The organism is Aminobacter sp. SR38 (assembly GCF_014843375.1).
Classification (GTDB): domain Bacteria; phylum Pseudomonadota; class Alphaproteobacteria; order Rhizobiales; family Rhizobiaceae; genus Aminobacter; species Aminobacter ciceronei.
The window spans coordinates 5,433,936-5,455,805 of sequence record NZ_CP062112.1; the positions used below are offsets into that span (position 1 = coordinate 5,433,936).

The following is a 21,870-nucleotide window of genomic DNA, read 5'->3' on the forward strand; positions in this document are numbered from 1 at the left end:
GCGTAACTGAATAGCCGGCACTGCTGGCTTTCCTCGCCGCAAGGCGACTTCGGGCCGCATATTACCCCCATGCGGCCCGGTTTTTTTGTGCCGACATTTCTAAGAAGCCACTTGCGTCACGAAACGATTCTTAACCGAGCCTGATTATGGTTCCGGCAAATATTGCGTATCATGCCGTTTCGTGCGGAGGGCCTTGCATGGGCACCGAGACCAATCGCGACTTCGCTTCGTTGCTCGACGACCTGTTCGTCGCGCCCGAGCCTGGCGAGATTGCGCCCGCGCCGACCATCCCGTTCGACTATCTCGCCGTTGCCGAGGAACTGCATTCCGGCCGCATCCGCGTTTCGGGCGAGACCGCGGCCGCCGGCTATCGTGAGGCGGGCGAGGCGCTCGAGGACGAATTCGTTTCCCTGCTCGACATGGTCAGGGCCAGGGCTGTGGCCGACGCCGTCGAAGCCGCGGCGGGTCCTCTGGAGCCCCCAGCGCCCGAACCGCCGTCGATCGACCCGGACGCGATCGCCGCCGAGCTCGGCCTGGCCGAAGCCAAGCCGGCCGATCTCGCCAGGCTGCGCCGTATCTTTGCGCTCGCCAACCATCCCGACCGCGTGGCGCCGCATCTGCGCCAGCGCGCCATGGTGCGCATGCAACTCGCCAACATGATGATCGACGACGCCAAGCGCCGCGCCGCCAAGAAAAAAAGCTGACGCCGCCTTCAGCCTGATGCCGGACCGGCCAGTGCCCCGCTTGGCCGATGCAGCGAGACGTCCTATCTGTGAGACGCTGCATCGCACTGCCGGGAGGCCCCATGCTCAGAGTCCAGAAGATACCGCTCGACGACATCTACGTGCCCGCGGCGCGCAAGAAGACGTTGCATCCCGAAACGGTGCGGCATCTCGCCGAAGACATCGTCGAGAACGGCATGAAGACGCCGATCCAGGTGCGGCACGACGGCAAGCGCTACGTGCTGGTCGAGGGGTTGCATCGGCTTGAGGCCGTGCGCTGGCTCGGCGAGACCAGCATCGATTCCTATCTCGTCCAGGCGCGGAAACACTAGCCAGATTTTTTCTGGCGGCCTGTCGGATCGAGCGCGGCTGGCTCGTCCTAGGTCCGAAAGCTGATTTCAACGAGGAGACTGAAATGACTTCTGCCAACGATCGCGAACTGGTCCTGACCCGCATCATCGCTGCACCGCGCGAAAAACTCTATCGCTGCTGGACCGATGCTGAACTTTTGCCGAAGTGGTTCGCGCCGCTGCCCTGGACGACGGCCAGCGCCAAGCTCGACGTGCGTGCCGGCGGCACCAGCGCGATCACCATGCGCAGCCCCGAGGGCGTCGACTACCCGAGCTCGGGTGTCTATCTCGAAGTCGTGCCGAACGAGAAGCTGGTTTTCACCGACGCCTTTACCGAGGCCTGGCAGCCATCGGAAAAGCCGTTCATGGCGGCGACCGTGACCTTCGAGGACATTGGCGGCGGCAAGACCCGCTACACCGCCGTTGCCCGTCACTGGAGCGTCGAGGACCGCGAAGCCCACGAAAAGATGGGTTTCCACGAAGGCTGGGGTCAGTGCGCGGATCAGCTCGAGGCACTCGCCAAGACGCTCTGAGGATTCTTTCCTGACTGCGACGAGGCCAGGTTGGCGGACCTGGCCTTTTTTGATTCCGGGGGCTGCGGCGGCCTCGTGAGCATGGTCTGACGTTGCCCTACGAAGCCAACCTTCGGCGTACTGATCTTTCGCACCCCCTCTAGCCGGCAGGGCAGAGGGGGTGGGAAGGATCGCGGCGCGGCAAGTCACTGCAAAAATTGTTCCACCCATGGAAAATTTCGCCCACGATGTAGGCATGCGTTCGCCTCGTTCGTCCTAGAGGCAAGAGCGACGAGGCTCGGACAAGAGAGGACGAGGACATGAACAAGCGCAGTTTCATCACCATGCTGGCGGCGGCGGCATTTGCAGTTGTGACGGGAGGAGCGGCGATGGCCGAGACGGCGAAAGCCACGGATGCCGGCGTCAAGGCAGGTCATGCCGAGATCAACGGTGTAAACTATTATTACGAGATCCACGGCGAGGGCGAGCCGCTGCTCCTGTTGCACGGCGGGCTGGGGTCGATCGACATGTTCGGGCCGGTGCTGCCGGCGTTGTCGAAGAATCGCCAGGTGATCGCCGTCGACCTCTACGGACATGGCCGCACCGCGCTGACCGATCGCAAGATGAGCATGATCGACATGGGCGACGATATGGCCGGGCTGCTCAAGAAGCTTGGCTACGACAAGGTCGACGCGCTCGGTTATTCCTTCGGCTCCGGCGTCGCCTTCCGTCTGGCCGTGCAGCATCCCGAGACGGTGCGCCGGCTGGCGCTGGTGTCGGCGGCCTATGCCCAGGACGGCTTCTATCCCGAAATGCTGCCGATGCAGGCGCAGGTCGGCGCCGGCATGGCAGAGATGATGAAGCAGACGCCGATGTACCAGACCTATGCGGCGGTGGCGCCCAAGGTCGAGGATTTCCCGAAACTGCTCGACCAGATGGGCGAGTTCATGCGCCAGCCCTATGACTGGGCCGAGGACGTCAAGACGCTGAAGATGCCGGTCATGCTGGTTTATGGCGACAGCGACATGTACCGGCCCGAGCACATCGTGAAGTTCTACCAGTTGCTCGGCGGCGGGCTGAAGGATGCCGGCTGGATGCGCGAGAACATGTCGCAGAACCGGCTGGCGATCATCCCCAACCGCACCCACTACGACGTGTTCTTCGCACCGGAACTGGCGACGACCGTGCTGCCCTTCCTTAATGGCGAGACCAAGGTCAAGACCTGGGACGAGCAGGTCAAGGAATCGCAGTAGCGCAATGGCCGGGCGCCTGCCGGAAATCGGCGGCGCCCGGCCAATTTCCTTGCCGGACCACGGCTTCGAATGGTATCGTTCGGGCACGCTGAAAATGCCCCTTGCAGGGTGTCGGAGATGCGGCCAGCAAACTGATCGAAAATGAGCTGGCGATGATGCGGCCCAACTTGCCGCACGGCAGTCGATGCCGCTTTCTACATGCAGGCCGCAGTGACGCGATGATGCCACGAAAGGAAGTGGTCATGGCTATCTCATTGACGATGCAGGAATATCTCGAAGACAATCACATCCGCTACGATGCCGCCAGGCATGCGCGCACCGGCTGCTCGATGATGACGGCGCAAGCGAGCCATGTGCCCGGCAGTGCGCTGGCCAAAGGCGTGGTGCTGAAATGGGAGGACGGCTATGTGCTGGCCGTGCTGCCGGCGACCCGCCATGTCGATCTTGCCCGAATGCGCGAGATCATCGGCGACAAGGTGAGGCTGGCGACCGAAGAAGAGGCGAGTTCGCTGTTTCCCGACTGCGACGAAGGTGCGGTGCCGATCCTCGGCGTGCCCTACAGGGTGGCCTGTGTGGTCGACGAGCAACTGCGCCGCGGCAGCGATGTCTATTTCGAGGGCGGCGACCACCGCACCCTCGTGCATGTCACCGGGGACGAGTTTTCGCGGCTGATGTATGGCATGCCGCAGGCCCGCATCAGCTGGTGAAAAGTTGAGCCCGGCGTGAAGGGGCGGGGCGCGCCTTTACGCAAGTCATTGAATGACGATGCCTATTGCCGCTTGAGGTGTTGACCGGGGCGGCAGGTCGGACGCCCTCAGGGGCGGTTCGGTCGACAGCGAGAGGTTTTTTCGCCGTTCGGGAAAATACCTGCTTCGTGTCACCGATCCGCCATTCGGCGGTCATGGTTCGGGGCTATGGTGAGCAATGTCGAAATGGTCACGAATGGAGGCGACTATGGACGACCAGCATGAACTGACACTCGAAGACCTGCTGCAGGATCCGATCATCCTGAAAGTCATGGAACGCGACGGCTATTGCCCCGACGACATCCGCCTTCTGGCGCGGCATGCCACTTCGGGCGCCCAGGTCTGGGAAAGCGTATCCTCGCGGGCCAGCGCCCGCCGGCAGAGCCGCTTGGCTTTCCGCACGGCCAATGCGTCGTGCACGTCGCTTTGCGCGTAAAGCCGCAACCTGCGATGTGACTGCCGCCTGAGGCAGTCACCCCCACCTTTTTCATCGACAATCGACAGCACTGCACCTTATGCCTGATGCCGCAACAGCGGTATCTCAGGTGAGGGGATTTGACATGGCGCAACGATATGAAGGCGGCTGCATGTGCGGAGCCGTGCGCTACGCCGTGGACGCCGCACCGCTGAACGAACGCGTCTGTCATTGCCGCAGCTGTCAGAAGGCGGTTGGGGCGGCGTTCAATGCGCGATTGATGTTCCGCACCGAGCAGGTGACGATGAGCGGGCCGGTGAAGACTGCATTTTCGTCGCCAGGGGTGAAGCGCGGCTTCTGCGCCGAATGCGGCACGACCGTGCTGTCGGGGCGCGAATCCGCCGGCGTGCTGGCCGTAACGTCGGGTTCGCTCGACGATCCCGGCCTGTTTCGCCCGACCATGCATATCTGGGTGTCGTCGAAGCAGCCCTGGCTCAAGCTTGATGACGGCCTGCCGCAGTTTGCCGAGGCAGCGCCGGCATAATCTTGTTGCGCGTGATCTAGACGCAGATTTCGACGCCGCTGTCGCGCAGTCGGGCGAGCAGGCGCTCTTCCGACAGCGTATCGGTGACGAGCGTGTGGATGTCATGGAGCGAGCCGAGGCGGACCAGGGCGCGGCGGCCGAATTTCGAGCTGTCGACGGCCATGATGGTGCGCGCGGACTGGCCTATGGCGGCGGCAACGGCCGCGACTTCGGCATGATCGTCGTCGCCGATGTCGCCGTCATGGTCGACGCCGCTGACCGAAATGATGGCGACGTCGAACTTGAAGCGCCTGATATATTCCGACGTTTCCTCGCGGAAGACGCCACCGTCGACCTGGCGGACGAAACCGCCTGGCACGGCGATGGCGAAATTGGTGCTTTCGCTCAGCGTCGTTGCGACGCGCAGCGAGTAGGTGACGACGCGCAGGTCGCGGCGCTTGACCAGCGCGCGCGCCATCGCCTCGCAGGTGGTGCCGGTGTCGATGAAGACAGCAGCACCATCGGGCACAAGCTCGGCGGTCAGGCTGCCGATGCGCTCCTTGGCGGCGGCGTTTTCGACGTGGCGCTGGCGCAGCACCGTCGGATCGACGGGTGCTGAAATCGTCGCCCCGCCATGCAGGCGCCGCACCTTGCCGCCCTGCTCCAGCGCCATGATGTCGCGACGTGCGGTCTGCGTGGTCACCCCGTATAGTGGTGACCTCCTCGGCCAAGTGAGCAACGGTGCCTCGGACCATGGCGTCGACGTCAAGCTGGCGGTCAGCTTTTAAGCGCTGTTGCGGCTCTGTCTTGCCGAACTGGAATCGGCTTTCCCGCTTCCAGTGCGCGCGGACCAGGATGGACCTCAATCCGGCAGTCAGCTTCCAGGAACTGCAACTCTGTCCTGCCGGCACCTGTGTGCCGGCTGGACGAGGACAAAAAAGCCCTCGGCGTCGAAAAAGGCATCCGCGGCCATGGGGCCGTGGCCGCGGATGCCTGACTTACCTGATCTTGTGGCCTTGCAGGATGCGCTCGACGGGTGCCCAGCCAATGTAGCGTGGCTGAGTCCAGCCTTCGGCGGGCTCCAGTGCCTCGACGGCGTTGATGTCGTCGATGCGCACTTCATCCCAGGCATGGACGATGCGGCCCTCGCCAAGGCAAAGCCCGACATGGCCCCAGTTGGTCGTGACGTCGAATAGCTCGCCGGTCATGTCGAAGAAGACGAAGGCGCCGCGCGGCGGTTCGCCGGTCGGTGGGTTGACGCCATATTCGTCCGCCGATTCCTTGGCGCAGTCGCCGCCGAAGATTTCGATCTCGTTGCTCTCTTCATAGGCGTCCTCGACGAAGGCGAGGCAGCGGAAGCAGTAATCCTCATTGCCAAGCTGGGACATGGCCCAGGTGATGGCGTTATCGATGTAGTTTTCTGTGCGTGTTTTCAAGGAGCAGATATCCTGTTGAAATGATAGTTTTGTTGACCTCGATCGTGATTGCTACGATGCGCGCCATTCGGTCCTCCATTCCAGGATGTTAAATTAGTAATGTCCGAATCTTTTCCAGAACATGTTTTGATTTTACCGATCAAGTGGTTCTTGCGTCGGGGGGGCGGCTCATACTTTTGTTTGTATCGCTCGAGCAATACATAATTTGAAATGAGAGTTGCTTGACGCCACGGAATTCCGAAACTATGTGCGCTTCGGGCAACAGCCCGACCCGTTGGCGGACGACATCAACCGCGCCGGCTTTGCCGGGTCAGACATCCAAGCATGGAAAGTGCCATGACCGAAAAGATCAATTCGGCCGCCGAAGTCTCGTTGCGCCGTATCTCCGCCCAGACCGTCTCCGACATTTGCGATCTCAGCGAGACGTTGAGCGAGGCCCAGCGCAACAAGGTCGCCGACAACGGCACCTCGATCGCCGAGGCGCATTTTTCCGAAAACGCCTGGTTCCGCGCCGTCTATGCCGACGAGGTACCGGTGGGCTTCGTCATGCTGCATATCGGCTCCGACTATGACGTCATCGACTGCCCTGGCGCCTTCCTCTGGCGCTTCATGATCGCGGGACCGTTCCAGCGCATGGGGTATGGCGAAAAGGCGATCGCGCTCGTCGTCCGCGAGATGAAGGCGAGGGGATTTGCCGAACTCTTCACCAGCTACGGCCTGGGTGAGGCGAGCCCGGAAGGCTTCTACAAGCGACTCGGTTTCGTCACGACGGGCGAGACCTATGACGACGAGGTCGAGGCCGTGCTGAGCTTCGCGAACTGACCGGGCATACGGGCCGGCGGCTTACCGGCGGCCCGCATGTTCCAGGTCAGCCAGTTCACGCAGCGGGCGTTCGAGCCTCTCCATCTGGCTGGCTATTGGCCACATTCCGTCGATGACGATGTCTGCTGAATCGACGAGCGTGACCGCCATCGGCGTAGAACCTGTGCGATGCCAGCCCAGATAGTCATCGGGATGGCGTGAGATGCCATCGACGTCGTCCCAGAGATGACAGCTGTGAAAGCGCTCGGCCAGGGCGCGCGTGAGCGTGGTTTTTCCGGGTCGGAAATTCCCGAAATGGCGATGATCATCCGCATGCGCGGCATCTGGCAGGGGACGATGACGCCAGCATTTCGCACGTGAAGCCGACGTCGATCAGCCGTGGCTGGCTTCACCCCGGACCAGCGCCAGAAATTCGCGCGCGGCGCGCGTGGCATAACGCTCCAGGTGGCGCAGTACGAAGAAGCTGCGCCTGGGCAGCGCGAAGTCGACGGCGACAAGCGTGCCGGCCTTGAGCGAGGCGTGCGCCACGAGGCGCGACATGATGGCGACGCCGGCACCGGCTTCCACCGCCGCACGTACGGCCTCGTTCGAGGGCAGCTCGAGCACGATGTCGAGGCTGTCGGTCTCGACGCCGCGCAGCGCCCGTATCGCTTCGAAATGGGCGCGCGTGCCCGAACCTTGTTCACGCACGATCCAGCGCTGCGACTTCAGGTCCTCGGGAGAGGACGGCGGCGTGACGGTCCAGGGATGATCGGCGACGGCGACCAGCACCAGTTCGTCCTCGGCGACCGCTTCAATGGCGAGGGCGGGATCGTTGACCTCGCCCTCGACAAAGCCGAGATCGGCCGAACCGTCATGGATCTGAGCTGCGACCGTCTCGGTGTTGCCGATGGTGATGCCGAGCGCGATGCCGGGAAAGCGCTGTTGGAAACGATGAGCGACCGATGGCAGCCAATAATTGGCGACAGTCTGGCTGCCGGCAAGCTTGAGCGAGCCGCGCTTCAGGCCGGCGAGATCGGCCAGCACCACCTCGGCGGAGCCGGCACGGGCCAGCACGGCACGCGCCTCGGACAGGAAGATGCGGCCGGCGTCGGTGAGCACGATGCGGCGGCCGACGCGGTCGAACAGCTTCGTCTGGTAACGCGCCTCCAGCGCCGACACCGCGGCGCTGGTCGCCGATTGCGTCAGGTTCAGTGCCTGGGCGGCCCGAGTGACATGTTCGCGTTCGGCGACCGCAACGAAGATCCTGAGCTGTTCGAGAGTCACGGCTTTCCTTTCGGTCTCAGCCCAGAAGCTTGACCAGCATTAGAGAGAAAGTCGCGATGAAAAGGAACGCGGCCAGGCCAAGAAAGAGTGGACGAAGTCCCTTGGCCCTGAGCTTGCGAATGTCGGTCTCGAGGCCCATGGCGGCAAGCGCCATGGTGAGCAGGAAGGTGGTGAGTGCGACGATCCATGTCTTCGCATCCGCCGGAATGTCGACGAGGCTGTTGACGCCAACCATGGCTATGAAGCCGAGCACGAACCACGGCATCGGGGCAGTTGTGTCGCCTTGGGTCGCTCTGGACGATCTCGCGCGCTGGCGGGCGGCAAGGCTGAGCGTGATCACGACAGGCGCCAGCATCAGGACACGGGTGAGCTTGGCGACGGTGCCGAACTCGCCGGCCTGCTGGCCGTCCTGGAAGGCGGCTGCCACGACCTGGGCGATCTCGTGGATCGAGGCGCCCGCCCACAGACCGTAGGCGTGGGGGCCAAGCTGGAGCAACCCGGGCAGCAGCGGATAGGCAAACATTGCGATCGAGCCGAAGACGGTGACGCAGGCAACCGCATAGGCGACATCCTCGTCCGATGCCTTGGTCACCGTGTTGGTGGCGATGACGGCGGACGCGCCGCAGATCGAGGTGCCGGCGGCGATCAGCTCGGCAAGCTTTTGCTCGACGCCGATCAGCCGACCGAGCCACACGGTGAAGGTGAAGGTGGCAACAAGCGTGGCAGCGATGATGGCCACACCAGTGATGCCGACTTCGGCGACCTGGCTTGCTGTCAGCTGCAGGCCAAGCAGGATGATGGCGAAACGCAGCACCTTGCGCATCGAAAACGCCACACCTGGTTTGGCCTGGTCCGGGGTGCCGGCAAGATTGTGAAAGGCGATGCCCAACACGATCGCAATGATCATCGGGCTGAAACTGCCGAGGCCGGGCAAATGCCGCAGCGCAAAGGCAAGGGCAGCGATGCCCGCCGCAAGCAGCAGCCCGGGCAGCAGTCTGGCGTTGTCGTGACGGCCACGCGCCGGCTGGCGCCCCGCCTGGCTGCGGGTGGGGGAAAGCGTGGTTTCGGTTCTGGTTAGGGCATTCATGGGCTTGGACCTGTCGATTTCAGGTGCAAGCTATGCGCCCGCTTTCAATCAATCCAACGCGTAATATCGCTTGAATCGTTCGGGTGAGGCGAATGGTCTGGCGCGTTTCACCTCTGTCCGGTCTCTGGTATCTCTTGGGCCCTTCCGTTCCTCATTCATGCCGAGTCGCCGATGCCTGTTTACGAGATTGCAGCACTGGGTGCCGCGACATGCTGGGCCGTCACCGGGTTGATTTCGGCCGGGCCTGCCGGCCATCTCGGTGCGCCGGCGTTCAACCGGCTGCGCCAGCTCTTCGTCACCGGGCTTTTGGCTGTCTACGTGGTGGCGACCGGCAACTGGCGCGAACTCGACGCCGGCGTTGCCGGGCCGCTGATCCTGTCGGGCCTGATCGGTATCTTCGCCGGCGACACGCTTTTGTTTGCCGCGCTGAACCGGCTCGGCCCGCGCCGCTCCGGCATATTGTTTGCGCTCAATGCGCCGATTGCTGCCGTGCTTGGCTGGATGGTGCTGGGCGAGGATCTGTCCGCCAAGGCCGCGGCCGGCATCGGGTTGACGGTCGCCGGCGTGTTGCTGGCGATCCTGTTCGGCAAGCGCCGCGACCAGCTGCACGCCTGGGAGACGGTGAAGGGGCCGCTGTGGATCGGCGTGGCGCTCGGGCTGGGAGCCGCCACCGGCCAGGCGATCGGCTCGATCATCGCTCGGCCTGTCATGGCGACAGGTATCGACCCGTTCCTCGCCTCGATGCTGCGTGTCGGCATTGCCGCCTTCTGCCTGACGGTGCTGCTGCAACTGCCGATCCCGGCGGTGAAGCCGAAGGGGCCGCTGACCTGGAAAGTGGCGGCGCTGACGGCGCTGACCGGCATCATCGCGCTCGCCATCGGCATGACGCTGCTGCTGTTTGCGCTGTCCGGCGGCAAGGTCGGCATCGTCTCGACCCTGTCTGCCACGTCGCCCGTGATCATCCTGCCGATGCTGTGGGCCAAGACGGGCGAACGCCCGGCCGGCGGCGCCTGGGCAGGGGCGGCGCTGGTGGTGGCTGGCATGGCGCTGCTGTTCATGAAGTGAGGGCGGCCGACGGCAAATGAGGCCCGCACCGGCCCCTGAAATTCAGCAGGATTTGTCAATCCGGATGATGCGATCGTGCCGGGCGGAGCAGGGATCAGCTGATGATGCAGCAAGCCGACATGAACGAGTGCAGACTGGCTGATATGCACAACGTGGCTGCGCTCAACGCCGCGATACCAGAGGCCGTGGCGGCGGCGTTTGCAGCATTCCCCGCGCCGGTGCGGGCGCGATTGCTCGAGATACGCGGGCTGATCCTGTCGACGGCGGCCGAAACGCCGGGCGTCGGGCCATTGACCGAAACGCTGAAATGGGGCGAGCCGGCTTATCTGACGGAAGCCAGCGGCAGCGGCTCCACCATACGGCTCGGCTGGCCGAAGCCCGGCGGCCAGACCTGCGCGGTGTATTTCAACTGTCAAACGACGCTGGTGGAGAGTGTTCGCGCCCATTTTGGCGAGACCTTCACCTATCAGGGCAACAGGGCGCTCCTGCTCGACGTCGATAAACCGTTGCCGGCCCCATTGGCGATCTGCCTGGCGATGGCGCTGACCTATCACCGGCGGCAGCGCTGACCCAGCGGCACATCTCAATCAGTGCAGTTTCGTTACCAGCCGCACCAACCAGTCGGTCAGGCCCTTGTAGGGCGGGCGGATCAGGTCACTGGCCGAGGGCTCGTATTTGCGCAACACCGGCATCGCCTTGGAGAAGGTGAGGAAACCCTCGCGGCCGTGATAGTGGCCCATGCCGGAGGCGCCGACGCCGCCGAAGGGCAGGTTGGCGCAGGCGAACTGGTAGAGCGTGTCGTTGACACAAACGCCGCCGGCGACGATGCGCGACAGCATGGTTTCGATCTCGGCCTTGTCGTCGCCGAAGCAATAGAGCGCCAGCGGGCGGTCTCGCTCCACCACATAGGCGATGGCCTGGTCCAGCGAAGCATAGCCGACGATGGGCAGGATCGGCCCAAAGATCTCGTCGCGCATGACGGCGCTGTCAGGGGCGGGATCGAGCACGGCGGTCGGCGCCAGCAGGCGCTCGCGGCCGGCGGGCAAAGTGGCGATGTCGAGCAGTGGGACCCGCTCGTGGCCGCGTACGGCTGCGTCGTCGAGCAGGCCGCTCAGGCGGGCGAACTGGCCGTCATTGACGATCGAGGTGTAGTCGTCGAAACCTTGCCTGGCGTTGTAGCGGGCACTGACTTCCTGCTTGACCAGGCGGACGAGCTCGTCGCGCTTTTGCTGCGGCACCAGAACATAGTCGGGCGCGATGCAGGTCTGGCCGGCGTTGAAGAATTTGCCGGTGGCGATGCGCCGGGCCGTGCGTTCGAGATTGGCCGACGGCGCGACGATGGCTGGCGACTTGCCGCCGAGTTCGAGTGTCACCGGCGTCAGGTTGCGGGCGGCCGCGGCCATCACCTTGCGGCCGACAGCCGTCGAGCCGGTGAAGAACAAGTGATCGAAAGGCAGTTCGGAAAAGGCCGCCGACAGCTCAGTGCCGCCTTGCGCCACCGCCACCCGCGCAGGCGGAAAGACTTCTGCCAGCAGCGACTGCAGGAAGGCGGCGGTGCGCGGCGTGTGTTCGGAGGGCTTGAGGAAGACGTGGTTGCCGGCGGCGATGGCCGCGACAAGCGGTGCCAACGCCAGGTTCACCGGATAGTTCCACGGCGCGATGATGCCGACGACGCCAAGCGGCACGTGGCGGATCTCGGCGCTGGCGGGCAGGAGCTTCCAACCGGCCGAACGACGCTCGGGCTTCATCCACGATTTCAGCATGCGTTGCGTGTGCTTGATTTCAGACAAGACGACGCTGCCTTCGCCGAGCAGGCTTTCATGGCGGGAGCGGTGGCCGAAATCGGCGCTGATTGCCTCGACCATCTCGTCGAGGCGCTGGCCGAAAGCGCGCTGCAGGCGCTTGAGGTCGTCGACGCGCTGGGCATAGGACGGCCGCGTCTCGAGCCAGGCGGCGCGCAGCGTGTCGAAGGTTGCCCTGAGGTCGGGCTGGCTGTCGTTAGGCTTCAGCATCGTTTTCCGTCGAACGGGCGAAGAGATACTGCGCTGCATAATAGGTGCCGAGCACCCAGATGGCATTGTAGGGAATGTTCCAGCGGAAGCGGCCATAAGCAAGCACTGTGTCGCTGACCATGAAGAACAGGCCGCCGAGGGCTGCAAGGCGTGCCGCTTTCTGCGCGGGCGTGCCGGCAAGCTGGCGGTCGCGCGATAGCGCCTGGGCGGCCATGGCGGCAAGCACCAGCGCGTAGATCGCAACCGGAATGCGCATGGGCGAGGGCAAATACGACCACAGCCCGGCGAAGACGGCAGCGGCCAGCGCGGCAAACAGCGCGAAGATGCCGATATTGCCTGCAAATTTCGAATCGCGGGTCAGCGCCCAGATATAGGCGCAGTGGGTGAGCAGGAAGCAGACGAGGCCGGCAAGGAAATAGTCGCCTGGCAGCATCAGGAAGAAATCGCCCGCCGCGGCAAAGCCGAGGCCGATGGCGATCGGCAGGCCATAGGTTCGCGAATCCATGCCGCGCAGCACGGCGACAAGCAGGAGCAGCGTTGCCGTCGGCTTGGTGAGGTAATGCAGCCAGCGCCAGGGCGAGCTGGCATCGGGCGCGATCAGGCTGCCCAGAATGGCCAGCACCGCGCAGATGGCGAAGAGCCCGTAGATCGTTGCGTTGCTGCGTGTCGCCGTACCCATGCCGCGCGCCCCCTCGTGCTGCCGATGTCAGGATAAGCCAATGTTTTCGACGGTTTGTCCAGTTACCCTTACGTAAGGTGCGGGAAGGGGCTGGCCGTGTGCGCGAATTGGCTGGACGGCGAAATCAAGGTTGGCAGGGTTGGCATTGGTTCGCCGCCAATCGAGCCAGGACCGTTGCGCAAGAGGTGCTAAAGGTGCGGTCAACACCCCCGAGCGCGTCCGGTTCTGTCGGCCGGGCCCGCAGGCGCGCCTCACAGGGGGGCGGCAAACGCCCTGATGTCGGCGGCCAGCAATTCAGGCTGCTCCAGTGCCGGGAAATGCCCGCCTGAAGGCATCACCGTCCATTGGTCGATGTCGAACCAGCGCTCACCCCAGCTTTGCGGGGCAGGCAGGATGTCGCGCGGAAAGATGGCGACCGCCACCGGAGCCCCACTCCTGGGCGGTGGCGACATCGCCCCCAGGTCGCCGAAGGCTTCGCGGCAGAGCCACTGCGACGAACCGATCGTTTCGGTGACCCAATAGACGGTCAGGATCGTGCTGAGAACATCGTTCGAAACCTTCCGGTCGTCCGTCCAATCGTGGAATTTTTCCGCAATCCAGGCTGCCAACCCCGCCGGCGAGTCGTTGAGAGCGACGGCTATGGTGCGCGGCTTGGTGGCGTGCAGCATCGCATAGGCGCCTTCTGCCATCCGCCACTGCGGGACAATGTCCAGAAACGCGCGCTCCTCGTCGTCGAGGTCGGAGGCAGCGGGATATCCGGAGAATACATTGACCATGTGGATGCCAAGGAGCCGGTGAGGATGATCTGCCCGAAGCCGCTCGACAACGCCGGCGCCCATGTCGCTGCCATGGGCGAGGAACTGTTCATAGCCAAGATTTGCCATCAGCTTTGCCCAGAGGTCACCGGACTGTCTTCGATGCGTTGGCGATGGGTCTGGAAGGCTTCCTCAAGGGCGAACCAGACATCGGGTGAGAGTGGCGCCAGCCCCATTGCCGAGGCCGCAGGCCGTCGCGCAAAAGAAACACATCGGGCGTATTGCAGGCTGTAAGGCGAATTGCAGTTTACGTTTCGTTCACCATCGCCTACACCCCGACCTCCCTGAAGTCCCGCCGGTGATTTGCGCCCCCGATGCAGAACAAATCCATCCGCTTTCGCGCCCGTTCGTTTGTTGCCTTCGCGCTTGTGCCCGAGGCGCCGCTGGACCAGTGGCTGCAGGATCTCGACCGCTGGATCGAGAATTCTCCCGGCTTTTTCAAGGGCCGGCCGGTGGTGCTGGACCTCAATGCGCTGAAGCCGTTGGCCGACGAAATCGGCGCCCTGGTGGCCCTGATCGCCGAGCGCGGAATCAGGACCTATGCGATCGAGGCCGACTATATCGATTCGCTCGGCGACGAGCTGCCACCGAAACTGGCCGGCGCCAGGAAGACGATGGTCGAGGAAGAACAGGTCGACGCCGAAGCGCTGGCGAAGGCCGAGGAGGCCGCCAAGGCGCCGCTGTCACCGTCCAACACGCTGATCGTCGAGCAGCCGGTGCGTTCCGGCCAGTCGATCGTCCATCCGCATGGCGACGTGATCGTCATGGGCTCGGCAAGCTTCGGTTCCGAGATCCTCGCCGGCGGCTCGATCCACGTCTATGGCACGCTGCGCGGCCGCGCCTTTGCCGGCGCCTGGGGCGACCGCAGCGCCCGCATCTTCTGCCGCCGCAACGAGGCCGAGCTTTTGGCCGTCGACGGCTGGTACCGCACCGCCGAGGACATGGAGCCGTCGATGCATGGCAAGGCGATCCAGGTCCATCTGGAAGACAACGCCATCCAGGTCGCGCCCCTCAATTGACAACGGAGACAACAAAATGGGCAAGGTAGTGGTCGTCACATCTGGCAAGGGCGGGGTCGGCAAGACGACCTCGACGGCTGCCCTCGGTGCCGTGCTCGCCCAGTCCGGCAAGAAGGTGGTGCTGATCGACTTCGACGTCGGCCTGCGCAATCTCGACCTGGTGATGGGCGCCGAGCGCCGCGTCGTCTTCGACCTCGTCAATGTCACGCAGGGCCAGGCCAAGCTGGCGCAGGCGCTGATCCGCGACAAGCGCGTCGAATCGCTGTTCCTGCTGCCGGCTTCGCAGACGCGCGACAAGGACGCGCTGACCGAGGAGGGTGTCGCCGGTGTCATCAACGCGCTCCGGGACAAGTTCGACTACGTGCTGTGCGACAGCCCGGCCGGCATCGAGCGCGGCGCCCAGCTTGCCATGCGTTTCGCCGACGAGGCCGTCATCGTCACCAACCCGGAAGTCAGCTCCGTCCGCGATTCCGACCGCATCATCGGCCTGCTCGATTCCAAGACGCTGAAGGCCGAGAAGGGTGAGCGCGTCACCAAGCACGTGCTGGTAACCCGCTACGATGCCGGCCGCGCGGCCCGCGGTGAGATGCTGTCGATCGACGACGTGCTGGAAATCCTGTCGGTGCCGCTGCTCGGCATCATTCCGGAAAGCCAGGGCGTGTTGCGCGCCTCCAATGTCGGCTCGCCAGTGACGCTGAACGAGCCGACCAATGCCGCTGCGCGCGCCTATGCCGACGCTGCCAAGCGCCTTGAGGGCGAGGACGTGCCGATGGTCACGCCGGTCGAGAAGAAAGGTCTCCTTAACCGTCTTCTGGGAAGGAGAGTGGCATGAAACTGCTCGACTTCTTCAAGCGTGGCGGTAGTGCACCGGTGGCGCGCGAGCGTCTGCAGGTGCTGCTCGCCTATGAACGCAACAACCGCAACCAGCCCGATCTCGTCGCCGTGCTGCGCGAGGAGATCATCGCGGTCATCGCCAAGCACGTCCAGGTCAACCAGGATGACGTCAAGATCACCATGGATCGCGGCGCCACCACCTCGACGCTGGAAATCGACATCCATATCCCCAACGCCGGCATCAAGGCCGCGGCGGCGATCTGAGCGAAGACGCAGGCTGGCTGGGCGATCCGCCGAGAGGCCGCCGGTGTGCAGGATGTCGTGCCTGCCACGCCGGCGATGGCCTGAGGTGTCGGGGCGGCAGCACCCGCATCGACGATCCCGATGGTGAGGGCAGCTTTTCAGGCTGCGGCTTCGTGAACTCGCAGTCTCGTATCTCCTTGTTGTCATGCGGCGGTCGCTGAGGGGCGTTAGGGCAGGCGGACCTCGAACGATGGACCGCAACGATGCCCGCAGATGCTCTCTCGCCCGAACTGATCGCTTATTCCAGTGGACGCAACACGACCCAGCCGCCGCATCTCGGCACGCGCTATCTACGCGCTGGTGGCTTCCTGCCTGAGCCCGGCAACACCATCGTCTGCCATGTCTCGAAGGGCTCGCCGACGCTGGAAGGTCTGGTCGAGGCCCGCGAGAAATTCCTCGCCATGCCCGAGGCGAGGCACTTCGTCTTCACTCCCATCACCAGCCTGCACATGACACTGTTCCAGGGCGTCATCGAGTACCGTCGCAAGCCGGGATTCTGGCCGGATGGCCTGGCGCTCGACGCGTCGATCGAGGAGTTGACCGAGATCATGGTCGCGCGGCTGGAGACGCTGCCGGTCTTGGAACCGTTCCAGGTCGAGGTGACACATGCGCGGCCCTCCGGCCTTCTGGTTGACGGTGCCCGGGAACGCGACCGCAGGGCAATGCGCCAATGGCGCGACGTGCTCGCCGACCTGCTCGGCTACCGCCATCCCGATCATGACGACTACCCGTTCCACATCACCTTCGCCTACGCCATCGACTGGCTCGACGACGACGCCTTGCCGCGCTGGCAGGAGATGCTGGGCGAAGTGGCCGGCGACATCAGGCGCAAGATGCCGATCCTCGAACTCGACCCGCCGGCGTTCTGCTCGTTCGAGGACATGAACCACTTCTGCGAGTTGCTGGTGCTTGGCGGCCTTGGGCGGAAATTGCGCAGGTGGGAGGCACTCGGCAGCTGAATGAATGGATCGCGGCGAGCGTCGCGATCCCGGTGACGATCTGTACGCCGCCCAGCGCTGGCGCGCCTAAAGGCGCTTGTCGATCCAACTGGTCATGTCGGCAATGGCGTCCTCTTTGCCGATGTCGTTGAGCAGATCGTGATAATGGCCCTCATAGAGCTTCAGCGTCTTGTCCCGGGAGCCGGCGGTTTCGAAAAAGTATTCGCTTCCATGGCAGACGGTGGCCTTGTCGGAGGTGCCGTGCATGATCAGCACCGGCAGGGTGATCATGGGGAACTCCTCACGCAGCCTTTCGTCGGCGCGGACGAGCGCTGCGACGGTCAGCGCCGGCTGAACCTCGTGGGCGATCAGCGGGTCGCTGTTGAGAGCTGCCACCGCATCCGGGTCGCGGGAAAAATCCTCGTTCTTGAGCTTAAGCACCGGCAGGCGCGGGGCGACGTGGCTGAGCCCTTTGATCGCAGCGAGCGCGAATCCGGGCGCCGGCACCTGGAAGGCAAAACTCTCGCAGATGAAGCCGGCAAGCTCCGACTGGTTTTCGAGCGTGTAAGTGGCCGAGACCACGCCGCCGGCGCTGTGGCCGAGCAGGAACAGCGGCAGGCCGGGATATCGCGACTTGGCAATCCGGATCGCGCCGGCGACATCGCTGACATAGTCGTCGACCGTCTCGACAAAGAAGCGTTCGCCGTCCGATTTGCCGCGTCCGCGCAGGTCGAGCGCGAAGACGGCAAAGCCGTGCTTCACGAGATGCTCCGCGCCCAGCCATACTGCCCGCCATGGGAATTGACGCCGTGGCAGATGACGACGACGGCGCGCGCCTTGCCTTCCGGTCGCCGCGACCTGAGGAAGATGTTCAGCCCCCCGGCGCTCTGGAATGTCTCTTCGGTCGTATCAGCTCCCCAAGCCTGCATCATGACTACCCCCGCAGTTGATGAAAAGAACCTCCCATCGAGGCCAAGGAACTGTGAGCGCCTTTGCTCAAGCGCGCAAGCATGGGTTGTGCAGGCGCCTGTCGGGGGAAGTCGCGACCTCTTGCGCCTAGCGCCCGGCCGGTTGGAACAGCTCGACGAGATTGCCCGAGGGGTCGACGAGCAGGATCTGCGCGCCGCCGGGGCCCTTGATCATGTCGTTGCGGAACTGCGCGCCCTCGGCCTGCAGTCGCGCCACCTGCGCCGCGAGATCGTCGACGATCAGGTGGATGCGGTTCCAGCCGCCGGCGCGCGGCTGGGCGCCATCGGACATCGGCCGTGCCGCCGAACTGGTCGGGCCGCTGAGTAACAGGCGCAGCGACCCACGGGAGACGTCGGCAAAGGCCGGCGCATAGTTGGTAAGCACCTCGAAGCCGAGATGGCGCGTGTACCAGTCGATCGAGACCTCGACGTCGTCGACGAGGTAGCGGACATTGACCATTTCAGAGTGTACCGTGTCAGATGGCATCGGTTACTCCCGGGATGGGGGCACAGTCGCCGCAGCAGTCTGCTACGACGACGCGTCCTTGCCAAGGCGGCTGGTCTAGGCGGGCGGGAGTTCGAACAGCAGGGCGCCATGCTGCCGGCCGCGTTCGACATAGCCGATGATGCGGAACCAGCGCGCGACCTCGGGGCGATCGAGCCAGCCGCGCGAGTGGATCGGCACGTTGCCGGCAAGTTGCTGGATACGGCGGATGTGACGCTTGCAGAACCGGACCGTGGGCGCGGCGAAGAATTCGTCCTGGGCGGCGAAGAGTGTTTCGGCCGCGTCCGAATGCTCGTGCCAGGCGATGATCGCCACCGGGCGGTCACCTTCGACAAGCGCGTGGGCGCGTCCTTCCTTCAGGTTCATCATCAGGTTGTCGTAGGCGCTCTTGGCGTCCTTGCCGGCGGCGGCATACTCGTCGGACATCCGTTTGGACAGGTCATGGAAGACCACCTCGAGGTCGCCGATGGTCGCTGTTCTTGCGCGCATATCTCCTCCTTCGCACCCCTGGAGGCAGTTTGCCCTAGGGAAGAACGATGTCCAGTGAACAATTTTTGGCTGTTCCGGTCGCGAGGAAAAGATATTCCAGCAACACTGCGCGTATTTCGTGCAGCAGATTTGGTGCAGGCAGCAAGTTGTTTTGCCGAGTAACAGCTGAAATCGATGGCTTGTTCCGTCTGGGCATGGTCTGTTCATTCCAGTCCAAGACGTGGCCTTCCCCCGGGCGTAGATGAAAGGGGCTGGCGGCAGGGGCCGCCGCTGCGCCGGCCGTTGCCGGTCGAGGGGCGAGGCATGGGCAGAACCGCATTGTCAGGTCATCGGGCATGGATCGGCAGTGGCGCGCTGGCGCTCTGCTACGCGATCTCGGCCTGCTCGACGACCACTGAATCGAACTTCGAAGGTCCTGGCTATTCCGACGACACGCGCAAGCTGGAAAAGCAGATGATGGCGGAGGCGACTGCGCTGGGAACGGCGCAGGGCGTCGCGGGGGTAGCCGCCTCGATGCTGCCAATGGGTGCCGGCAGCCTTGTTACCACGACGGCGGGCAGGGCTGCCCGCGACGCGATGATCATCCGCCACGACAAGGTGATGCGCGAGCAGATCGAGCGCGACAACGCCGAATTCTACAAGCGCTACGGCATTACGGAGGCGGATGCCGGCCCTGTCGTCGCAAACCGGAGCCCGGGCGGGCGCAAGCGTTGCGCCAGGAGAGGCGGGGTGCGGCGGTGCTGAGATTGCGGTCTTTTCGCAGCCTCCATCACACCCTGCATCGGAAATTCTGAAAAGCCATCCCCGAGCGGCCGTGTTCCGAAACCAGGGATGGTTCTACGATACGGCCTTCAAACCAGGCGGCCAAGCAATTGAGCCACGCCCGTTGCCAAGCCCACAAGCAGCAGGACCAGCAGTACATTTACCGACCGCTTGATGGTGTAATACATCAGGCGATTGGTCGCCTTCAGCGCTTTGATCCGTGCCAGCAGCGGTGATAGCCGGGCAAAGGCCCTGTTGGCCAGACCGCGATGGTCTTCCGGTGTGTTGGGCACGACCGAGGAACGGGTTATGCCCTGGTAGAAAAAGTTGAACAGCGCCCCGATCGGGTTCAACGGGCGTTTGACGTCGCACATGAGGATGAGACGGTCGGAGTCGGTGTCGTTGCGGACATAGTGCAGGTAGGTCTCGTCGAACATCAGCACCTCGCCATCGCGCCAGCTCTGATTGCGGCCATCGACATTGATGAAGCAGTCGTCCGAATTGGGTGTCGCCAGGCCAAGATGATAGCGCAGGGATACGGCGAGGGGATCGGCATGCCTGGTCAGTTTTGAGCGGCCCGGCAGGAAGGCGAACATGGCGCCATGCACCGCCGGCACCTGCAGCAATATCTCTGTCGTCCGGGGACAGAGCCGCCGCGCGGAATGGTGCGTGTAGCCATACCAGTTGAGGTAGAAGCGGCTCCAGCCATATTTGAAGAACGTCCGAAAGCCGACATCGTAGGAGCCTGCCGTGCCCGGACGCTTGGTCGCGTCAAAATAGCCCTGGCGCACCAGCTCCAGCCCTTCGTCGCGGATCGTCTGCCAGTTCTGGCGCAGCAGGCCGACTTCAGGGAACTCGGCCGGGTCGAGGACGGCCTTCGATCCACGCCGCAGCGTGGTCATGTAGAGCACGCAATTGAGGGGCGTGAAGATCGGCCAACCCTTGCGGATATACTCGGTCAGGCTGTTGTAGCGAGCCTCACCCCTGAAACGGTAGACATAAACGATGCTTATGGCGGCGAGCGCCAGAATGAACGCGGAAACCAGCATGAGTTCTCCTTGGAAAACCTTCCGCGCGACTGATTACGGATGACGCATTGCAGCAGCATTACGTGACTGTGCCCGGCTACAGCTCGCCACCGATCGGCTTTGCTGCCGGCAGATCGGATCGTTGGGTCGGGCAAACTGGCTGGCATTCCTTGGCTGATTGGGACGATGTGCCCCCACCAACGACAAAAGCCGCCGATGATTTCGGCGGCTTTTGCAGGCGGATGTCGGTCGGGCCATAGGTGTTGACCCAGACCGTGCCGGCCTTGAGGCGCCTGGTGAAGTCGTGGGCGCGGCCGATATCTGCCGTCCAGACCCCGGCGGCGAGGCTGTAGACAGTTCCGTTGGCAATGCGCAGTGCGTCCTCGTCGTCGTTGAATTTGATGACGGTGGCGACGGGGCCGAAGATCTCTTCCTGCGAGATGCGCATCTCGTGCGCGACGTCGGCGAAGACTGTCGGCTCGACATAGAAACCGCGCTCGCTGTGGCGGCTGCCGCCGGTGACCAGGCGCGCGCCCTCCTGCTTGCCGATCTCGATGTAGTCGAGCACCCGCTTCATCTGCACTTCCGAGACCAGCGGCCCCATGCCGGTCGAGGTCTCCCTGGGGTCGCCGATGCGGGTGGATGCGGCGCGCGCGGCCAGCCGTTCGACGACCTCGTCATGACGCCGGCTCGATCAGGACGCTACGCTAGGTGTTCAGGACGATGGAGTCAGCTGCGCCAGCAGTGCGGATCTATGCTTTCCGCAATGTCACTGCAGGAATCCTATAGTCTCCGAGGCTCTTCGCTGTCACTTCGGGCGTTCGTCGCTCGAAAGGCCAAGCAATTGGCTTTTGGTACACTTCCCGGACCGCTCCTCGCCGCTGCGCTCCTGCGTCGCGTTGGCATGACGACGAGATAGGTGCGTTCCAACCTTCAAAGCAGAACGTGGCGGTGGCGGCCAGCAATAGCAAGAGCGGCCCGCTTGGCGTTGCCAAGTCGGGCCGTCTGCATTGCGCGGTGGGCGTTGGGGTGGGGCAGCCGACGCAATACTCACACCTAGGATTTAAGGCACCGCGTCGGCGCACTACCCCACCTTCCCACCCTCGAATCTACGCCCGTCGCAGGTACAGAGACAATTAGCTCATTGGATGGGTTGATGTAGCTTGTTCGTCTGATGGAGCAGCCAGTTGAGCTCGATCGGAATGGGCGCGTCTCCGACCTGTTTTGGGCACAGCTCCTTCGCGACCATTCGGGCTCGCAGTTTGGGACGGTGATGAAGTGCGCAGTGTTCGACACGCATCAAATGTGGTCGAATGCGGCT

The 21,870-nt window shown here is 63.8% G+C and carries 29 protein-coding genes and 1 pseudogene; 16 read left to right on the plus strand and 14 right to left on the minus strand.

The window, feature by feature from the left end:
• Positions 1-197 precede the first annotated feature (197 nt).
• The 7 genes from IG197_RS26595 (at position 198) to IG197_RS26625 (ending at position 4,542) form a co-directional block, all read left to right on the plus strand.
• Positions 198-704, plus strand: a complete 507-nt coding sequence (locus IG197_RS26595) for a hypothetical protein (RefSeq protein ID WP_067961337.1) — start codon at positions 198-200, stop codon at positions 702-704.
• Positions 705-805: 101 nt separating this feature from the next.
• Positions 806-1,054 (plus strand): ParB N-terminal domain-containing protein, encoded by a 249-nt coding sequence (locus IG197_RS26600; RefSeq protein WP_067961339.1) that lies wholly within the window; start codon positions 806-808, stop codon positions 1,052-1,054.
• Between the two features lie 83 nt (positions 1,055-1,137).
• A complete protein-coding gene (locus tag IG197_RS26605) occupies positions 1,138-1,605 on the plus strand; it encodes an SRPBCC family protein (protein ID WP_067961340.1) in 468 nt (155 codons plus the stop codon).
• A 299-nt stretch (positions 1,606-1,904) separates the two neighbouring features.
• Complete coding sequence (locus tag IG197_RS26610) at positions 1,905-2,837, plus strand: alpha/beta fold hydrolase (protein WP_192315891.1); 933 nt, start codon at positions 1,905-1,907, stop codon at positions 2,835-2,837.
• 242 nt (positions 2,838-3,079) lie between these two features.
• Positions 3,080-3,544, plus strand: a complete 465-nt coding sequence (locus tag IG197_RS26615) for an aminoacyl-tRNA deacylase (RefSeq protein WP_067966415.1) — start codon at positions 3,080-3,082, stop codon at positions 3,542-3,544.
• 247 nt (positions 3,545-3,791) lie between these two features.
• Entirely contained in the window at positions 3,792-4,019 is a 228-nt protein-coding gene (locus IG197_RS26620) for a hypothetical protein (RefSeq protein WP_067961344.1), read from the plus strand.
• 124 nt (positions 4,020-4,143) lie between these two features.
• Entirely contained in the window at positions 4,144-4,542 is a 399-nt protein-coding gene (locus tag IG197_RS26625) for a GFA family protein (RefSeq protein ID WP_246340641.1), read from the plus strand.
• Positions 4,543-4,558: 16 nt separating this feature from the next.
• On the opposite strand, the gene IG197_RS26630 is transcribed toward IG197_RS26625, so the two are convergent.
• Together IG197_RS26630 and IG197_RS26635 are read right to left on the minus strand one after the other, a co-directional pair.
• The gene (locus tag IG197_RS26630) at positions 4,559-5,224 is read right to left on the minus strand and encodes a DeoR/GlpR family DNA-binding transcription regulator (protein ID WP_246765255.1); all 666 of its coding nucleotides are present in this window, start codon (positions 5,222-5,224) and stop codon (positions 4,559-4,561) included.
• A gap of 295 nt (positions 5,225-5,519) precedes the next feature.
• Positions 5,520-5,957: an NlpC/P60 family protein gene (locus IG197_RS26635; protein WP_246765256.1), complete on the minus strand. Its 438-nt coding sequence runs from the start codon at positions 5,955-5,957 to the stop codon at positions 5,520-5,522.
• Positions 5,958-6,293: 336 nt separating this feature from the next.
• On the opposite strand from IG197_RS26635, the gene IG197_RS26640 reads away from it, so the two are divergent.
• Complete coding sequence (locus tag IG197_RS26640; RefSeq protein ID WP_192315893.1) at positions 6,294-6,779, plus strand: N-acetyltransferase; 486 nt, start codon at positions 6,294-6,296, stop codon at positions 6,777-6,779.
• A 21-nt stretch (positions 6,780-6,800) separates the two neighbouring features.
• Here IG197_RS26640 and IG197_RS36675 read toward each other — a convergent pair whose 3' ends face one another.
• Entirely contained in the window at positions 6,801-6,929 is a 129-nt protein-coding gene (locus tag IG197_RS36675; RefSeq protein WP_256441226.1) for a hypothetical protein, read from the minus strand.
• Positions 6,930-7,013: 84 nt separating this feature from the next.
• Between IG197_RS36675 and IG197_RS36680 the strand changes: the two genes are divergently transcribed.
• On the plus strand, positions 7,014-7,139 hold the full coding sequence (locus IG197_RS36680) for a hypothetical protein (RefSeq protein ID WP_256438249.1): 126 nt from the start codon (positions 7,014-7,016) through the stop codon (positions 7,137-7,139).
• Between the two features lie 12 nt (positions 7,140-7,151).
• Here the strand turns inward: IG197_RS36680 and IG197_RS26645 are convergent, their stop codons facing one another.
• Both IG197_RS26645 and IG197_RS26650 read right to left on the minus strand, forming a co-directional pair.
• Positions 7,152-8,045, minus strand: a complete 894-nt coding sequence (locus IG197_RS26645; protein WP_192315895.1) for a LysR family transcriptional regulator — start codon at positions 8,043-8,045, stop codon at positions 7,152-7,154.
• Positions 8,046-8,061: 16 nt separating this feature from the next.
• Positions 8,062-9,132: a YeiH family protein gene (locus IG197_RS26650; protein WP_192315897.1), complete on the minus strand. Its 1,071-nt coding sequence runs from the start codon at positions 9,130-9,132 to the stop codon at positions 8,062-8,064.
• A 171-nt stretch (positions 9,133-9,303) separates the two neighbouring features.
• On the opposite strand from IG197_RS26650, the gene IG197_RS26655 reads away from it, so the two are divergent.
• Positions 9,304-10,197, plus strand: a complete 894-nt coding sequence (locus tag IG197_RS26655; RefSeq protein WP_192315898.1) for a DMT family transporter — start codon at positions 9,304-9,306, stop codon at positions 10,195-10,197.
• A gap of 101 nt (positions 10,198-10,298) precedes the next feature.
• Complete coding sequence (locus tag IG197_RS26660; RefSeq protein ID WP_312870921.1) at positions 10,299-10,766, plus strand: DUF1801 domain-containing protein; 468 nt, start codon at positions 10,299-10,301, stop codon at positions 10,764-10,766.
• A gap of 18 nt (positions 10,767-10,784) precedes the next feature.
• Here the strand turns inward: IG197_RS26660 and IG197_RS26665 are convergent, their stop codons facing one another.
• The 3 genes from IG197_RS26665 to IG197_RS26675 form a co-directional block, all read right to left on the minus strand.
• The gene (locus IG197_RS26665) at positions 10,785-12,209 is read right to left on the minus strand and encodes a coniferyl aldehyde dehydrogenase (RefSeq protein ID WP_154383989.1); all 1,425 of its coding nucleotides are present in this window, start codon (positions 12,207-12,209) and stop codon (positions 10,785-10,787) included.
• On the minus strand, positions 12,196-12,888 hold the full coding sequence (locus IG197_RS26670; RefSeq protein WP_192315899.1) for a lysoplasmalogenase: 693 nt from the start codon (positions 12,886-12,888) through the stop codon (positions 12,196-12,198). The genes IG197_RS26665 and IG197_RS26670 overlap by 14 nt, the downstream gene beginning before the upstream one ends.
• A 251-nt stretch (positions 12,889-13,139) precedes the next feature.
• Positions 13,140-13,772: an alpha/beta fold hydrolase gene (locus IG197_RS26675; RefSeq protein WP_192315900.1), complete on the minus strand. Its 633-nt coding sequence runs from the start codon at positions 13,770-13,772 to the stop codon at positions 13,140-13,142.
• Between the two features lie 245 nt (positions 13,773-14,017).
• Between IG197_RS26675 and minC the strand changes: the two genes are divergently transcribed.
• From minC to IG197_RS26695, 4 genes are all read left to right on the plus strand, one after another.
• The gene (minC, locus tag IG197_RS26680) at positions 14,018-14,722 is read left to right on the plus strand and encodes a septum site-determining protein MinC (RefSeq protein ID WP_067961361.1); all 705 of its coding nucleotides are present in this window, start codon (positions 14,018-14,020) and stop codon (positions 14,720-14,722) included.
• A gap of 16 nt (positions 14,723-14,738) precedes the next feature.
• The gene (gene minD, locus IG197_RS26685) at positions 14,739-15,554 is read left to right on the plus strand and encodes a septum site-determining protein MinD (protein ID WP_067961362.1); all 816 of its coding nucleotides are present in this window, start codon (positions 14,739-14,741) and stop codon (positions 15,552-15,554) included.
• Positions 15,551-15,820, plus strand: a complete 270-nt coding sequence (gene minE, locus IG197_RS26690; protein WP_067961364.1) for a cell division topological specificity factor MinE — start codon at positions 15,551-15,553, stop codon at positions 15,818-15,820. The genes minD and minE overlap by 4 nt, the downstream gene beginning before the upstream one ends.
• Before the next feature lie 242 nt (positions 15,821-16,062).
• Complete coding sequence (locus IG197_RS26695) at positions 16,063-16,818, plus strand: DUF1868 domain-containing protein (protein ID WP_192315901.1); 756 nt, start codon at positions 16,063-16,065, stop codon at positions 16,816-16,818.
• 66 nt (positions 16,819-16,884) lie between these two features.
• Here IG197_RS26695 and IG197_RS26700 read toward each other — a convergent pair whose 3' ends face one another.
• From IG197_RS26700 to IG197_RS26715, 4 genes are all read right to left on the minus strand, one after another.
• The gene (locus tag IG197_RS26700; protein ID WP_192315902.1) at positions 16,885-17,559 is read right to left on the minus strand and encodes an alpha/beta hydrolase; all 675 of its coding nucleotides are present in this window, start codon (positions 17,557-17,559) and stop codon (positions 16,885-16,887) included.
• Positions 17,556-17,729 carry a hypothetical protein gene (locus IG197_RS26705; RefSeq protein ID WP_192315903.1) on the minus strand — a complete coding sequence of 58 codons (174 nt, stop codon included), beginning with the start codon at positions 17,727-17,729 and terminating at the stop codon, positions 17,556-17,558. The genes IG197_RS26700 and IG197_RS26705 overlap by 4 nt, the downstream gene beginning before the upstream one ends.
• A 124-nt stretch (positions 17,730-17,853) precedes the next feature.
• Entirely contained in the window at positions 17,854-18,252 is a 399-nt protein-coding gene (locus IG197_RS26710) for a VOC family protein (protein WP_192315904.1), read from the minus strand.
• Positions 18,253-18,327: 75 nt separating this feature from the next.
• Positions 18,328-18,759 carry a hypothetical protein gene (locus IG197_RS26715; protein WP_067961369.1) on the minus strand — a complete coding sequence of 144 codons (432 nt, stop codon included), beginning with the start codon at positions 18,757-18,759 and terminating at the stop codon, positions 18,328-18,330.
• A 303-nt stretch (positions 18,760-19,062) separates the two neighbouring features.
• Between IG197_RS26715 and IG197_RS26720 the strand changes: the two genes are divergently transcribed.
• Positions 19,063-19,503 carry a hypothetical protein gene (locus IG197_RS26720; RefSeq protein WP_192315905.1) on the plus strand — a complete coding sequence of 147 codons (441 nt, stop codon included), beginning with the start codon at positions 19,063-19,065 and terminating at the stop codon, positions 19,501-19,503.
• 107 nt (positions 19,504-19,610) lie between these two features.
• On the opposite strand, the gene IG197_RS26725 is transcribed toward IG197_RS26720, so the two are convergent.
• Positions 19,611-20,570: an aspartyl/asparaginyl beta-hydroxylase domain-containing protein gene (locus tag IG197_RS26725; RefSeq protein WP_210346887.1), complete on the minus strand. Its 960-nt coding sequence runs from the start codon at positions 20,568-20,570 to the stop codon at positions 19,611-19,613.
• Positions 20,571-20,784: 214 nt separating this feature from the next.
• Positions 20,785-21,231: pseudogene (locus IG197_RS26730) on the minus strand (aldehyde dehydrogenase family protein); the annotation flags it as partial.
• Positions 21,232-21,870: the final 639 nt, after the last annotated feature.

Excerpts from the sequence above, each read along its gene's own strand:
- IG197_RS26650 (WP_192315897.1), bottom strand. The coding sequence starts at position 9,132 with ATGAATGCCCTAACCAGAACCGAAACCACGCTTTCCCCCACCCGCAGC.
- IG197_RS26615 (WP_067966415.1), top strand. The coding sequence starts at position 3,080 with ATGGCTATCTCATTGACGATGCAGGAATATCTCGAAGACAATCACATC.
- IG197_RS26640 (WP_192315893.1), top strand. The coding sequence starts at position 6,294 with ATGACCGAAAAGATCAATTCGGCCGCCGAAGTCTCGTTGCGCCGTATC.
- IG197_RS26660 (WP_312870921.1), top strand. The coding sequence starts at position 10,299 with ATGATGCAGCAAGCCGACATGAACGAGTGCAGACTGGCTGATATGCAC.
- IG197_RS26665 (WP_154383989.1), bottom strand. The coding sequence starts at position 12,209 with ATGCTGAAGCCTAACGACAGCCAGCCCGACCTCAGGGCAACCTTCGAC.
- IG197_RS26715 (WP_067961369.1), bottom strand. The coding sequence starts at position 18,759 with ATGCGCGCAAGAACAGCGACCATCGGCGACCTCGAGGTGGTCTTCCAT.
- IG197_RS26710 (WP_192315904.1), bottom strand. The coding sequence starts at position 18,252 with ATGCCATCTGACACGGTACACTCTGAAATGGTCAATGTCCGCTACCTC.
- IG197_RS26670 (WP_192315899.1), bottom strand. The coding sequence starts at position 12,888 with ATGGGTACGGCGACACGCAGCAACGCAACGATCTACGGGCTCTTCGCC.
- IG197_RS26610 (WP_192315891.1), top strand. The coding sequence starts at position 1,905 with ATGAACAAGCGCAGTTTCATCACCATGCTGGCGGCGGCGGCATTTGCA.
- IG197_RS26625 (WP_246340641.1), top strand. The coding sequence starts at position 4,144 with ATGGCGCAACGATATGAAGGCGGCTGCATGTGCGGAGCCGTGCGCTAC.
- minC (WP_067961361.1), top strand. The coding sequence starts at position 14,018 with ATGCAGAACAAATCCATCCGCTTTCGCGCCCGTTCGTTTGTTGCCTTC.
- IG197_RS26725 (WP_210346887.1), bottom strand. The coding sequence starts at position 20,570 with ATGCTGGTTTCCGCGTTCATTCTGGCGCTCGCCGCCATAAGCATCGTT.
- IG197_RS26655 (WP_192315898.1), top strand. The coding sequence starts at position 9,304 with ATGCCTGTTTACGAGATTGCAGCACTGGGTGCCGCGACATGCTGGGCC.
- IG197_RS26595 (WP_067961337.1), top strand. The coding sequence starts at position 198 with ATGGGCACCGAGACCAATCGCGACTTCGCTTCGTTGCTCGACGACCTG.
- minE (WP_067961364.1), top strand. The coding sequence starts at position 15,551 with ATGAAACTGCTCGACTTCTTCAAGCGTGGCGGTAGTGCACCGGTGGCG.
- IG197_RS26620 (WP_067961344.1), top strand. The coding sequence starts at position 3,792 with ATGGACGACCAGCATGAACTGACACTCGAAGACCTGCTGCAGGATCCG.
- minD (WP_067961362.1), top strand. The coding sequence starts at position 14,739 with ATGGGCAAGGTAGTGGTCGTCACATCTGGCAAGGGCGGGGTCGGCAAG.
- IG197_RS26675 (WP_192315900.1), bottom strand. The coding sequence starts at position 13,772 with ATGGCAAATCTTGGCTATGAACAGTTCCTCGCCCATGGCAGCGACATG.
- IG197_RS36675 (WP_256441226.1), bottom strand. The coding sequence starts at position 6,929 with ATGGCGGTCACGCTCGTCGATTCAGCAGACATCGTCATCGACGGAATG.
- IG197_RS26605 (WP_067961340.1), top strand. The coding sequence starts at position 1,138 with ATGACTTCTGCCAACGATCGCGAACTGGTCCTGACCCGCATCATCGCT.
- IG197_RS26720 (WP_192315905.1), top strand. The coding sequence starts at position 19,063 with ATGGGCAGAACCGCATTGTCAGGTCATCGGGCATGGATCGGCAGTGGC.
- IG197_RS26695 (WP_192315901.1), top strand. The coding sequence starts at position 16,063 with ATGCCCGCAGATGCTCTCTCGCCCGAACTGATCGCTTATTCCAGTGGA.
- IG197_RS26600 (WP_067961339.1), top strand. The coding sequence starts at position 806 with ATGCTCAGAGTCCAGAAGATACCGCTCGACGACATCTACGTGCCCGCG.
- IG197_RS26705 (WP_192315903.1), bottom strand. The coding sequence starts at position 17,729 with ATGATGCAGGCTTGGGGAGCTGATACGACCGAAGAGACATTCCAGAGC.